The organism is Pedobacter sp. T50_32, assembly GCF_057652195.1.
The window spans coordinates 307,566-320,602 of the sequence record NZ_JBYFBY010000002.1 but is presented as its reverse complement, the minus strand read 5'-3'; the positions used below and the strand labels follow the sequence as shown (position 1 = coordinate 320,602).

Below are 13,037 nucleotides of genomic sequence, written 5' to 3'. Positions count from 1 at the left end.
GTGGCAAAGATAGTAACATTAAAGCGATTAGCTCAGAGTTAGTATTTAAAACACTTACGATTATTATCTTTGGTTAAGATATCCTTCAATTATGCTCCGATCACTAGTTTTTTTTCTCTGCCTATTGTTACTGAGTTTATCATGTGTTGCACAAGAAGAAGATGTCAAGGCTTTTTTAAAAGCTTGGTCTGTAAGTGATAGAACACAGACCCAGAGGGCAGAGGAAACATATCTCAGCTTAAAAACGCAATACAATCGAGAAAAGTTTATTGACATTTCGCAGCGACTGGATAAATATATAGCTAGCAGTAAAGATGATCGCCTGCAATCTCGTATCTACATGTTTAAGGTGTTAGGTAAAAGAGAATTTCACTATGTTTTAACTAAGCAAGATACGCTAATGGTGGCTAAGTCAATAAAGTTAGCCCGTAATTTGGCTGATGAACAATTGCTAGCTGAAATTTATGCTTTGGCGGCTGATTTAGATTATGAAGGCGGATATCTGCTCTATAATTTAAAGGCGTTAGAACTACAGAAAAAGATTGGCTTTGAATATTTTTCTTTTGTGCAGAACCGATTTTTTGGCGCAAGTATAGCGCTGTATAAAACCCAAGATTTTGAGGAAAGTATATTGCATGGGAAAAAATGTTTAGCGTTTAGAAATATGAAGTCGCAGCATTGGGATCCTATGGTTTACATCTTCCAGCTAGATGTAATTGGCGCTTCTTACATTGCGTTACATAAATACGATAAGGCTATAAATTACTACGAGCAAATTATAGATACACTTAAATCTTCTGTTTACGGATCTGGAGCTAGTGAGCTTTGGACCGCAATAGCCAACGGAAATATTGGTAGATGTATGTTTTATAAAGGAAACCTAGCTGAAGCTTGGCCTTTGATCAATGAACATTTAGCCGTGGCTTTGAAGCACGAACAATGGAATAACGTAGCACTGGCAGAAAATATGCGTGGCGAGTATTTCTTTCAGCAAAAATTGTTTTCTGCTGCTTGCCTTTCATTTAAAAAGGCGTTATCTGCTGCTGTAAAAAGTAGTCAATTGGAAGAGAAAATTAAGGCTGTAAACGGACTTGTTTCTGGCTATGCTAAATTGGGTGAAGCCGATAGCGTATTAAGTTATCAGGATAAATATGGCCGATATCTACTAGAACAGGCAGCAATGGTAAACGAAGGAAAGCTTACCGCCATGAACTCTAGGATGTTGTTTGATAAAGGACAACGGAGCTTAGAAATCGCTAACGAAAATATCACCAACCTAAAACAGACCAGAAATATCATCATCATTTGCATATTGGTGTTTATTGTTTTTGCGTGGCTATTGTACAATAGGCAAATGCTTAAAAGCAAGTTAGATAGGCAACGTATTATTTTCGAAAATTCGAAGGCAAAAGCCGAAGTAGATAAGGCAAAAAATAGCCTACAACAGTTTCGCACGCAAATGATAGAAAAAGATCAGTTGATAGTGAACTTAAGACAATCGTTGCAAAAAATCGCTCTAGAAAATGATTTAGACGATAAGCAACTTGGGAAAAAACTGCTGACCTATATATTGGTGACCGATGACGAGTGGATAAAATTTAGGGAAGATTTTAATAAAGTTTATCCGATGTTTTATCCTCGACTTAAAACCGTTTTGGCTAATTTGTCTTCGGCCGAAGAACGTTTGGCTAGTTTGATATTTCTACAATTAGACAATAAGGAAATTGCAGGTACCTTAGGGATTAGTACAGAAAGCGTAGGCAGAAGCAAACGACGGTTAAAGCAAAAGCTTCCGGTTTTACACGATCAAACCCTAGAAACTTATATCCTGTCGCTGGTTTAGCCAATTATTTTTACTTGTCCGCTTTTTGTCCGCCCCAAAACCTTGTTTAGGTTGTCAATTGTGCTCAGTTTTGTGTTTATCAATACAAAATTGAATTTCTATTTAGCGCAATTATGATACATAAAAAATTATTGATGGCAATGTTAGTGTTAGTGCTAATTGTTGCAAGTTCCTTTGCCAAAGTTAAAATCGATGCTTCTCTATTTTCTGATAATGTGGAAGTTAATTTAAGCGTAACAGTTAACGAATGTACGCTGAAAAGTATTTCGAATGTTGCGGCTCCAGATGCTGATGGTATTATTTATGTGAAGCAAAGTGCAACGGGCAATGGCAGTAGTTGGGCTAACGCTACTGGCAATTTGCAAGCCGCTATCAACCAAGCTGGTGTAAAGGAGGTTTGGGTAGCCAAGGGCGAATATCAACCAGCATTAAATGCTAGCTTTTCTATGAAGCAAGGCGTGAAAATATATGGTGGTTTTCCAAATACAGGCACGCCAAATATGAGCAATAGGAATTGGAATGCCCAAGAAACCATTTTAAAAGGGAATGGAAATAGGGTAATTCATAATAGAAATATGATATTGAATACCGCTTCGGTTTTAGACGGGTTCACCATCACTCAAGGCATACTAAGCCCAAATAATGCCAATATCTATGGCGCTGGGATGTTAAACGAAACTTCGGCTTCTCCATTAATTACTAATTGTACTTTTAAAGCAAATACAATTTTAATGGGCGTAGGAAATGCCAATAATATTTATGGGAAAGGCGGTGGTATGGCAAATTTGTCGAGCAGCCCTACTATAACTAATTGTGTGTTCTTAAATAATGTAGGTTTTGCTTCGGGCGGTGGTATTTACAATGAAAATGCCATGCCGGTAATAAAAGCATGTATTTTTTCTGGTAATACGGTTACTGCTACTGCAGGGCAAAATGGCGGTGGTGGCATTTTCAATACAGGCACTAATAGTTTACCTAGTATTTCAGATTGTCTCTTTATTTCAAATCAGGCCGAGTATGGTGCTGCTATCCGTAATAGCTTTAGCGGAAACACTAAATACCAAGATATTATCAATTGCACATTTTACAATAATCAATCTAGCGGCGGTTCAATTTATAACTCTGCCACGGTTACTACGTTTATTAACTCTATTTTATGGGGCAGCGGTCAAGCAGACGATGTTCAATTGTTAAATGCCGGCGCTCCAGTTTATAAGTATAGCTTACAAAAGGGTGTAAACCGAAATACAGATGGCAATATAGATGGCACAGCGGCAAATAACGACCCTCAGTTTGTAAATGCAGCTAACCCTGAGGGTGCAGACGGTTTTTTTGGCACAGCCGATGATGGTTTAGCGTTGAAAAAGACGAGTTTGCTCATAAGCAGGGGCAGCAATGCACTTTATGGCGTAAATTTAGCTACTAATAAAGATGCAGCAGGTAATTCACGCTTACAAAAAGGCGGCGTAGACTTAGGTGCTTACGAAAGTGCTTATGCACCTATTCCCGTACCTGATGCTAATGGTATAGTCTATGTAAGAGAAAACGGTAATGGCAATTTCTTAGCTAATGATTGGGATAATGCTGCTCCAGAACTGGCCGATGCGCTAGTGGCCGCAAAAAACAGTACTGCAATTAAAGAAATTTGGGTTGCAGGTGGTACTTATAAACCTTTATACAGTCCTGCTAACGCTAATTTTGGCGAAGCTGCAGGAAGAAATAGCGCATTTTTGCTAGTAAATAATGTAAAGCTTTTAGGCGGTTTTCCAACAATTGGAAGTCCATTGGTGGCAGAGCGAAATCCATCATTAAATCAGACTATTTTAACTGGCGATTTTAACAACAATGATGTGGTAACGGGTAGCGGTGCAACACTTGAAATTGTCGGTAATTCTGAAAATGCTTATAACGTAGTTATTGCTGCCGGGCAAATGGGCAGCGCCGAGTTGGACGGCTTTTATGTAAGAGGTGGCAATGCCAACAGTAATAATAATGTAGCTGTAAACGGACTGCAAGTTCATCAACGTAATGGTGCTGGTCTAAGCAATGTTGGTGCAAGCTACAGCATTAAAAACTGTAGCTTCGAACGTAATTATGTTAATTATGGTTTTGGAGCGGGTATGCTCAATACTGGTGGCGCTAATCCAACCATTAGCGATTGTAGGTTTGCGAGTAACTTGGCGTTTTATATTCATGGAAGCGGCTGGGGCGACGAAGGTGGTGGCGCTGGCATGATGAACAGTAATTCAAGTCCAACCGTTTATGGTAGTGAGTTTGTAGGTAATTTTACTAACGGGGGAAGATTGGGAGGTGCTGTGTGCAATTTTTCTTCTGCTGCCATATTTTATAACTGTATGTTTAATGGTAACGTAGCTGGGGCTGGTGGTGCTTTTTTCAATCTTTCGTCTAATGTAGTACTTACCAACTCGGTTTTTTACCATAATGTAGCCGAAAGAGATGGCGGTGCAATGTTTAATGCTTCATCATTTCCTACGTTAACTAATGTAACCGTTACTGGCAATCAAGCGCAAAATATTAATTCAGGCAAAGGTGGTGGTTTAATGTTTGATATCGGCTCTGGAGGAAGCATAAGAAACAGCATTATTTGGGATAATTCGACAGTGTCTGCTAACGGAATAGATGAAATAGCAAGTTTTAACACCGGACAGGATAAACTAAAGGTATCAAAATCAATAGTGAAAGATTATTCACCAGGTGCAAGCGGACTTAACTACGATGCTGAGAATGTCATCACCCAAGGTCCTAAATTTATGAGCGCCACAGATTTTCGATTACAGACTGGCAGTCCGGCAATAAATGCTGGAGATAAGACAGTCTTCGATAATGGTAAAACGCCAGATTTATCGTCAATTACTACAGATTTGGCAGGCAGTTCTCGTGTAGAAGGAACCAACATAGATTTAGGTGCCTACGAAATGCCAGCAGTATTGCCAGTAAATTTCGGTGAGTTTAATGCCAACAAACATCTCTCGGGTGTGTTGCTAAAGTGGAATACATTTGCCGAAATAAACAATGCAGCATTTATTGTAAGCCGAAGTGCAGATGGAAAAACTTTTACAACCTTAGCACGTGTTGCTTCAAAAGGCAACTCGAGTAGTTTAACAGACTATTCGTATGAAGATAGCTCACCGTTACCTGGACTAAATTATTACCAATTACAACAGGTTGATATAGATGGTGCCGATAGGGTATTAGGCCATAAGGTAATCAATTTTAACTTGTCGGCAATAGAAGTAAAAGTTTATCCAAACCCAACAACTGATCTGGTAAATGTAGATTTTGGGAATGCTACATACAGAGAAGTAAAATTAATGAATGTTTATGGGCAAAAATTAATCAGTAAGCGCATTTTAAACCAACAAGAGCTTATTACGTTTAACCTCTCTCATTTACCAAAAGGCATTTACTTTATAGAACTTTTGGGCGAGAGCAAAAAGAGTTTAAAACTGATAAGGAACTAGGTTGATTACACGATAAATGAAAGCTAAAAGGTTACTAGTGTTACTGATTATTTTGGCATTGCTGGCTATGATTTTGGTTTGGTTTTATTTTGAAACTAAGATATTCGAGATCAAATAGTTTTTCAAACAATTGTAACGATACTGTAACGCCAATAATTGTTTTTAATTGAATTATTTTTAGAATTTTGATGATATAAAATCCTTACCAAATGCTAAATTTTCCAAAACTCTCGCTAAAATACGCTCTTTTTGCAATCACCATGCTTATAGCGCTTGATATTCAGGCCATGCAGATTTTTATAAAAACGCTTACAGGCAAAACGATAACATTAGAAGTTGAAGCAGGTGATACTATAGAGCAAGTTAAACAGAAGATACAAGATAAAGAGGGCATACCTGTAAATCAGCAACGATTAATTTATGCAGGCAAGCAGCTTGAAGACGGGAGGACACTGTCTGATTACAATATTCAGAAGGAAAGTACTTTACATTTAGTGCTAAGACTTAGAGGTGATGATCCCTTGCCAGTGAGTTTTGGAGAGCTTGCAATAAAGGTGCATAATAATGGTGTTCAGCTTAATTGGTACACTATATCTGAAACAAACAATAAAGAATTTATAATTAGTCGTAGTGTAGACGGTAAAAGCTTTGAAGAGCTGAAGAGAATTAATGGTGCAGGTACTACTTTACAAGAAAATAGATATGTATACGAAGATCAAAAACCATTTAAGGGTATTAACTACTATCGTTTACAGCAACTTGACTACAATGGTACGCAGAGCCACTTAGCGGAGAAAGCAATTAGGTTTAGCGTAGCTGATGCTGGGTTAGTTGCTTATCCAAACCCTGCAAAGACTGAGGTAAGTATAGATTTGGCTGCCCACAACTTTACCGAAGCTAGACTAATAGATATGGTGGGAAGGGAATTGCTAGTGAAAAAGCTATCCAATAGCGACCATAAGGTTTCTTTTGATTTAAGTAGGCAATCGTCGGGGTTTTATGTGATAAAGTTAATTGGTAGTAAAATAGAAACGGTTAGAATAATGAAGAGATAGGGCAGTACTAATGGCGTTTTGCAGGCGTTACTTTGATAGTAAGGTAAAAGAAGTTTTATAAACCTGATTGAACGGCTTAGCCCGCATCCCGAGCTTGCCTCGGGAGAGGACTAAAAGTGAAAGCAGGAATTAGTACCCGAAGTGCTCCTCAAATTGCTTTTCTAAATCTTCTACAGCAACACTCCACCTAAAAACAGGAGGGCAAAAGAGAAGTAAATGATCAGCCCGGTTACGTCTACCAATGTAGCGACGAACGGGGTAGAAGAAGCGGCCGGATCGGCACCTAGTCTTTTAAGCAGTAAAGGTAGCATAGAGCCCATTAACGTGCCCCAAAGCACAACGCCAACTAAAGAACAGCCTACTACCAAGCCAATGAGCACGTAATGTTCGCTAAAGCCGGGCATTAAAATGTGCCAAGCGCCAATAACGCAAAAGCTTAATAAGCAAAGTGTTGTACCAAGGAAAATGCCTGAAAATATTTCACGACGCATCACATTCCACCAATCTCTAATGGTGACTTCGCCCAGCGCCATGGCTTGGATAATTAAAGTTGCCGCTTGCGAACCGCTGTTACCACCGCTAGATATAATTAGTGGGATGAAGGTGGCAAGTATAACAACTTTGGCAATTTGATCTTCGAAACCAGACATGGCGGCGATGGTGAGCAACTCTCCGAAAAAGAGCACGATTAACCAAACTACACGCTTTTTATAGAGTTGGAAAACTGGAACGTCTAAATAAGGCTCATCTAATGCCTGCGTACCACCCATTTTGTGCATGTCTTCGGTGTACTCTTCGTGGGCAATCCACAAAATATCATCTACGGTTACAATGCCCAGGAGCACATTTTGATCGTCTACAACAGGTAATGCCACACGGTTGTTCATTTTGAAAACGTTAATAGCTTCCTCTTGTGGATCGTTTACATTTAAGGAAATCAGTCGGTTGTCTGTCAGGTCGCCAATTTTTGCTTCAGGATCTGAAAGGAGTATTTCTCGGATACGAATATCGTCTAATAACACACCATCTTTGTCGATCACATACACTACATCAATGGTTTCGGAGTTTTTGCCGTAACGACGGATGTGCGAAAGTACACGTTGTACCGTCCAATCTGTTTTCACGGCGATAAAATCTGGCGTCATCATACGGCCCACACTGTCTTCCTCGTAACCGAGAAGGTTTAAAGCTTCTTTGCGGTCGTTATCTGGAAGTAGTACAAGCAGTTTTTTTACCGCCTCACCCTGTAGTTCGCCAAAAAGCGCCGTTCTATCATCTGGCGGCAACTGCCTGATGATTTCGGTAAGTTTATTGGCCTGTAGTTTTTTGATGATACGTTCTTGCGTAGGGAAATCGAGAATACGGAACACGTTTACTGCCCGTTTAATGGAAAGTGTCTCGATAAATTTAACTGCATGTTGAGGAAGTTCATCTATCAGCTCTTCTACATCTGATATGTTGAGTTCGTTGAGATAAACTTTTAACTGTCTATCGTTCTCGTTTTCCAACAAATTTAATACTTCATCTACTTGCAGTTCTTCCATACGCGTTGGATTTTGGTGGTGTAAATTTTATAAGGGCGTGTAAAGTTGCGTTTTTATTTGTGAAAAATGAGATTATTGCACAAATAAATGCGTATTAATTACATCGAACGCTCAATATTTTTTTGCTACGTTCTGCGCAGATTTATTTCGAGATAAAATTGCTGTCGAACAGTTTATTTTAAACACTGTATTTCTGTTACCATATTTTGTATGCTTCGATACATACCGATAAATTCTTAGCGTAACGTTCATTTGTATTGCTTATAAAGAGGAATTTATCTAAGTTTGCACACTTTGCTCCCGTAGTTCAATGGATAGAATTATGGTTTCCGGTACCATCGATATGAGTTCGAATCTCGTCGGGAGCACGAAAAATAAAGCCTCAGTAGTATTTGCTAGTGAGGCTTATTTTTTATTTCTCTTTCGGTTCTTTTTTTACCGGATGAACCGGTTGCTCGCTTTGTTCTCTTTGCTTTGCCGGCTCAGGATTTTTAACAGGCTTTATATTGCCTTCTTCAATATCTTCTTTAACCGAATTTACTGGTTTAGTTACATCGGGTTGATTTTTCTCTGGCTTGCCACCTTTTGTGTTTCCTGTAATGTTCATCTTTATTAGGTTTATTGTTTGATGAATAACAAACGGGAAATGGATAATGTTCTTAGATTTCTATCCAATCGCTTTTTGAGAAGTTGTTGAACTCTGTTCGTGGCTCGAGGTTGAGATACGGATAGGTCACCTTTGATAGATACAGCCCAGTTGGTTTTGCAATATCGAATTGTTTTGGAATTTCTAACGAAGCTAAGTGATGCTCAAATTGAGCTACACTGAGTTCGTTTTTGCCAATTTTCAGCAAATTACCAGTCAATATTCTAATCATTTTACTTAAAAAACGATTTGAGGCAATATGGAAACGGAAATGTTGCTCATCTGCAGAACAATACAACTTGGCTTCCATTACGTTGCAAATAGTATGCTCGTTCTTGTCTGGTGCAGTACAAAAAGCTCTGTAGTCTTTATATTTTGGCAGTAGCGCTACTGCTTTCTTCATCTCTTGCGTATTAAGATTTGTTACGTTGTAATAAGAGCTAAGCTGACCTAGAAACGGATTTTTATAAGTATGAAGGTAATAATCGTATTTGCGTTGTACGGCATCAAAGCGGGCATGTTGTTTTCCATCCATAGGGATGATATCGAAAACTGCAATATTGTGTGGCAAAATTCTGTTGATGATGAAGAATAGATCAAAATCAATTTCCTGCTCAATATCTACATGGAAAAAATACTGACTGGCGTGTACACTTGTATCTGTACGCCCACAACCGTTTATGGCAATGGGCATTTTGAAAATAGAACTGAGTTTGCTTTCAATTGCTTCTTGAACGCTGTGTGCTTTAGGATGTCGTTGCCAACCATTATAGGTGTGCCCATTGTACCCAATATGAAAAAAATAACGCATATAGATTAAACGAATTTCTTCATCATTAAGCTGCAACCGTAATGCAAACCATCGTGAGATACGATGAATTTAATGGCATCTTCAATTTTTTCAAGTGATAAACCTTTATAGGTGCTGATGGTATAAGGCGTATAGTTTTGAAACTTATCTGTCGCTAAATCCTTTTCCAATTGGTCTATGGTATCTAGTAAGTAGGCTTTGATTTGCGTAATTTCTTCTGTCGAAATAAATGCTTCGGGTTTGGATCCGTTTCTGTATTTGTCTACCAAGGTAGGATCTATTACCAATTCGTTGTTGGATAATTTATAACATAATACTTGTTGGCTAACCACTAAATGTCCCATTTGCCAAGCTAAATTATTGCTAAAACCAGTCGGGATTTTGTTAAGTTGTTCGGTGGTTAAACCCTCAACCAAACTTAACAATGCGTTGCGACTTGCTCTAATTACTTCGAATACTTTATCCATAGCACAAAGATAGTTTTCTTTAGTGAGTATGATGAACAAACTAGTTTTATTAATGTATGCTTAGCACTGTAGGGAAATTGCAACTCGGATAGGCGATTTGCAACCTAACAAAAGGATTACTGGAATTGCTTTCTAAACTTGATTGACAGCGATAGCTCCCGATTTCATCGGGACTAAAGCAGAAAGCAAGACTGGTATAGCCGATGAAGAAGTGTAGGTGATTTTCAAAAAAAAACATCCGTTGAATATGAGATCCAACGGATGTTATAATCGATATACTTAAAGCTCAGCGCTGCGTATTATTTAGCTGCTGTTGGCTTTGCATTTTTAACATAAGTATCTAACCACGTATTGGTTTCCCAAAGCATGTGCAAGATGTTCTCTTTTGCTCTATAGCCATGCGCTTCGTAAGGCAAGTAAACAAAACGAGTTGTACCACCGTGACCTTTAATGGCGTTGAACAAACGCTCACTATTAATTGGGAATGTACCTTGGTTATCGTCCATTTCTCCGTGAATTAATAGGATAGGGGTTTTGATTTTGTTTGCATAGCTGAACGGACTCATGTCATAATACAATTGAGGTGCTTGCCAATAAGTACGGTCTTCGTTTTGGAAACCGAACGGTGTTAAGGTTCTGTTGTAAGCACCACTACGAGCAATACCAGCTTTAAATAAATTGGTATGAGCCAGTAAATTGGCAGTCATGAAAGCCCCATAACTGTGACCACCAACTGCCATACGATTTCTGTCGCCAACACCCATTTCGCTTAATTTTCCAATTGCTGCTTCTGCGTTTAATTTCAATTGCTCTACAAAAGAATCGTTAGGACGTTTGCCTTCTTTAGCAACGATTGGCATTTCTGCATTATCTAAAACTGCATAACCTTGGGTTACGTAGAAGATTGGTCCGCCAGAACTGATGGTGATAAATTTATTCTCCGAACCTCTAATTTGTGCAGCATCACTTGCTGAGTTAAACTCACGAGGGTAAGCCCAAATCAATGTTGGAAGTGGTCCGTCTTTTTCTTTGTTGTAACCTTTTGGAAGATAAAGATCGCCTGTTAAATCAACGCCATCGGCACGTTTGTAAGTGATTTTTTGTTTAGTTACACCATCCATTCCTGTGTAAGGATTGGTAAAATTGGTGATTTGTTTATCAGCAACGCGAAGCACTAAATTCTTTACAAAGTAGTTAGGAACATCGGTTTTGCTTTCTCTACGCGTTAACAAAACCAACTTTTGAGGGTCTAAAACATCAGTAACTACTTCGAAAGTACCTTCTTGACAACGCCAGATGATTTCGTTCTTTTTAGTATTTAAGTCAAACTTAGCAATGAAAGGTAAATCGCCTTTTGGAGAAGCACCTGTAGTGTTGTTTAACAATAGTTTGGTACCATTATCGGTAGTTAAAACTACTTGGCGGCCAAATTTGTTCTTTTCTGTAACGGGCTGACCAGGATTGTTATAAGCATCGGTAGTGTTTAGCTCGTAAAGCGTTTCTAATGCACCAGTAGATGGATTAAATCTGCTTACTTTTGCACTCTGTTTAGCTCTAGACATTTCTCTAACCAAGGCTAAATTTGCATTACCCCAGCTAACGCCTGCATAACGAGTTTTAGTTTTGAATAGCTCTTTGCTCGCTCCCGTAAATGGTGCTTTTAATTCGTAAACACCATCGTGAAACTCTACGTTTTTCTTGATTAAACCGCTGTCTAATGGCTGAGCCCAAACCACGCTAGCTGCTTCATCGTCTCTCCAGTCGAAACCACGAGGAACGTTTTGTACGTTGTCGTAACCAGACGGACGAACTTCTGAAGAAGGTAGTTCTGCTAATACTTTCACGGTTTTACCAGTTCTGTCGATAATTTTTACCGTAGATGGGAAGCCATAAGCAGATACCAAATAAGAGAAAGGTTTTTTAATGGTACGTACCATCAAATAGTTTTTATCTGGAGATAAACTGATCGTGCTGTAAATAGCTGGTGCGCCAATTGGCGTTTCTACACCACCTTTGTTTTGTACCAATTGTGAGGTAGCAAAGAATTCAAATAATTGCTCATCGTATGGAGATTTGATTAAATCTTGGATGGTAGCACTTGGAGCAACTTTACCTAAATTTTCCTGAATAGTTGGACCTTTTGGAGCTAATGGACGTTTAGGTGCTGCTGTAGCTGGTTTTGTAGCTACTTGGTAGATTAAAGTATTGTCATCAACCCACATTAAACCTGCACCTAAAATGGCATTTAATGGCTGTTTGTTAATTTTTGTAGCTTTTGCAGTAGCCACATCAATTACGTATAAGTCAATTCTATCTTGAGCTGTTTGCGTAAAAGCAATTTTGGTTTCGCTAGGGTTCCAACGAACATTGCCAGCAAATAATGTAGCGGGCAAACCTGTAACTGTACTCGTTTTACCCGTCTTGATATTCTTTAGGCTAAAACTGTTTACATAAGTTTGTCTACTTGGGGAGTAATTGTTAGGGTTGATACGCATGCCTGCCAGTTTGTATTCTGGCATTGCTAATTCTTCGATTGAAGGATAAGGATTGCGGTCGCTGAACAAAATCCATTCGGCTTTGCCATCTATGCTAATACCTGGGGTAGGTTTAGCCAGTAGCAAATCTGCCATTACTTTTGGAGGAGTTTGGTAGGTAACAGCATCTTGTGCCAGAACGCTTCCACCTAAACCAACCAATAATAGGTTAAGTATAACTTTTTTCATTTTCAATATGTAAGTTTAATTGATGATATAAACTTACATATTGAAATTGACTTTAGCTTTTTGTATCAAAAATTTTGGAGAAGCTTAATACTAAAGGATCTCTTTGATTTCGATAATTCCTTCGTAATTGAAGTTAAGATCGCAGTTTGGCGTGCCCTTAGATTTGCATCCTTCTAAAGCTTCATAAGAAACACTGATGGTTTGTCCATTAGTGTACGATGCCACTTTATCTTGGTTACAAACGTAAAAGAAGTTATCGTTGATTTTTAGATAGGAGCCAGTGCAATTTTTCTCTACTATAGCATCAACTTGAAGAAAATCTTTAGAACATGAAGCAAATACGAAAAGCGAAGTAGACAGGAATAGGATAAAAAGTTTTTTCATCTGTTATTTATTGGTTAAAAAAAATGACTTACGCTATAGTAACAAGCAGCCAACAATTTAGTTTAAGAACGCCGACAGATTG

At 38.6% G+C, this 13,037-nt stretch carries 9 protein-coding genes and 1 tRNA gene; 4 read left to right on the top strand and 6 right to left on the bottom strand.

From position 1 onward, the window contains the following. The first annotated feature begins 124 nt into the window (after nt 1-124). From AC23ME_RS06775 to AC23ME_RS06765, 3 genes are all read left to right on the top strand, one after another. Entirely contained in the window at nt 125-1,843 is a 1,719-nt protein-coding gene (locus AC23ME_RS06775) for a hypothetical protein (protein WP_487726998.1), read from the top strand. A 113-nt stretch (nt 1,844-1,956) separates the two neighbouring features. Further along, nucleotides 1,957-5,325: a choice-of-anchor Q domain-containing protein gene (locus AC23ME_RS06770; protein WP_487726997.1), complete on the top strand. Its 3,369-nt coding sequence runs from the start codon at nt 1,957-1,959 to the stop codon at nt 5,323-5,325. Nucleotides 5,326-5,534: 209 nt separating this feature from the next. Beyond that, entirely contained in the window at nt 5,535-6,380 is an 846-nt protein-coding gene (locus AC23ME_RS06765; protein ID WP_487726996.1) for a ubiquitin-like protein, read from the top strand. 170 nt (nt 6,381-6,550) lie between these two features. On the opposite strand, the gene mgtE is transcribed toward AC23ME_RS06765, so the two are convergent. Continuing rightward, on the bottom strand, nt 6,551-7,924 hold the full coding sequence (mgtE, locus tag AC23ME_RS06760) for a magnesium transporter (RefSeq protein ID WP_487726995.1): 1,374 nt from the start codon (nt 7,922-7,924) through the stop codon (nt 6,551-6,553). 296 nt (nt 7,925-8,220) lie between these two features. Here mgtE and AC23ME_RS06755 point away from each other — a divergent pair. Further along, nucleotides 8,221-8,292, top strand: a tRNA-Arg gene (locus AC23ME_RS06755). A 44-nt stretch (nt 8,293-8,336) separates the two neighbouring features. Here AC23ME_RS06755 and AC23ME_RS06750 read toward each other — a convergent pair. From AC23ME_RS06750 to AC23ME_RS06730, 5 genes are all read right to left on the bottom strand, one after another. Further along, complete coding sequence (locus tag AC23ME_RS06750; RefSeq protein ID WP_487726994.1) at nt 8,337-8,531, bottom strand: hypothetical protein; 195 nt, start codon at nt 8,529-8,531, stop codon at nt 8,337-8,339. 52 nt (nt 8,532-8,583) lie between these two features. Beyond that, on the bottom strand, nt 8,584-9,381 hold the full coding sequence (locus AC23ME_RS06745) for a tRNA pseudouridine synthase A (RefSeq protein WP_487726993.1): 798 nt from the start codon (nt 9,379-9,381) through the stop codon (nt 8,584-8,586). Nucleotides 9,382-9,386: 5 nt separating this feature from the next. Next, the gene (locus tag AC23ME_RS06740) at nt 9,387-9,848 is read right to left on the bottom strand and encodes a DinB family protein (protein ID WP_487726992.1); all 462 of its coding nucleotides are present in this window, start codon (nt 9,846-9,848) and stop codon (nt 9,387-9,389) included. A gap of 299 nt (nt 9,849-10,147) precedes the next feature. Beyond that, nucleotides 10,148-12,571, bottom strand: a complete 2,424-nt coding sequence (locus AC23ME_RS06735) for an alpha/beta hydrolase family protein (protein ID WP_487726991.1) — start codon at nt 12,569-12,571, stop codon at nt 10,148-10,150. 90 nt (nt 12,572-12,661) lie between these two features. Beyond that, a complete protein-coding gene (locus AC23ME_RS06730; protein WP_487726990.1) occupies nt 12,662-12,955 on the bottom strand; it encodes a hypothetical protein in 294 nt (97 codons plus the stop codon). Nucleotides 12,956-13,037 lie beyond the last annotated feature (82 nt).

Bases quoted from the DNA above. Each gene is read 5' to 3' on its own strand.
- AC23ME_RS06770 (WP_487726997.1), top strand. From the start codon at position 1,957: ATGATACATAAAAAATTATTGATGGCAATGTTAGTGTTAGTGCTAATT.
- AC23ME_RS06765 (WP_487726996.1), top strand. From the start codon at position 5,535: ATGCTAAATTTTCCAAAACTCTCGCTAAAATACGCTCTTTTTGCAATC.
- mgtE (WP_487726995.1), bottom strand. From the start codon at position 7,924: ATGGAAGAACTGCAAGTAGATGAAGTATTAAATTTGTTGGAAAACGAG.
- AC23ME_RS06750 (WP_487726994.1), bottom strand. From the start codon at position 8,531: ATGAACATTACAGGAAACACAAAAGGTGGCAAGCCAGAGAAAAATCAA.
- AC23ME_RS06745 (WP_487726993.1), bottom strand. From the start codon at position 9,381: ATGCGTTATTTTTTTCATATTGGGTACAATGGGCACACCTATAATGGT.
- AC23ME_RS06740 (WP_487726992.1), bottom strand. From the start codon at position 9,848: ATGGATAAAGTATTCGAAGTAATTAGAGCAAGTCGCAACGCATTGTTA.
- AC23ME_RS06735 (WP_487726991.1), bottom strand. From the start codon at position 12,571: ATGAAAAAAGTTATACTTAACCTATTATTGGTTGGTTTAGGTGGAAGC.
- AC23ME_RS06730 (WP_487726990.1), bottom strand. From the start codon at position 12,955: ATGAAAAAACTTTTTATCCTATTCCTGTCTACTTCGCTTTTCGTATTT.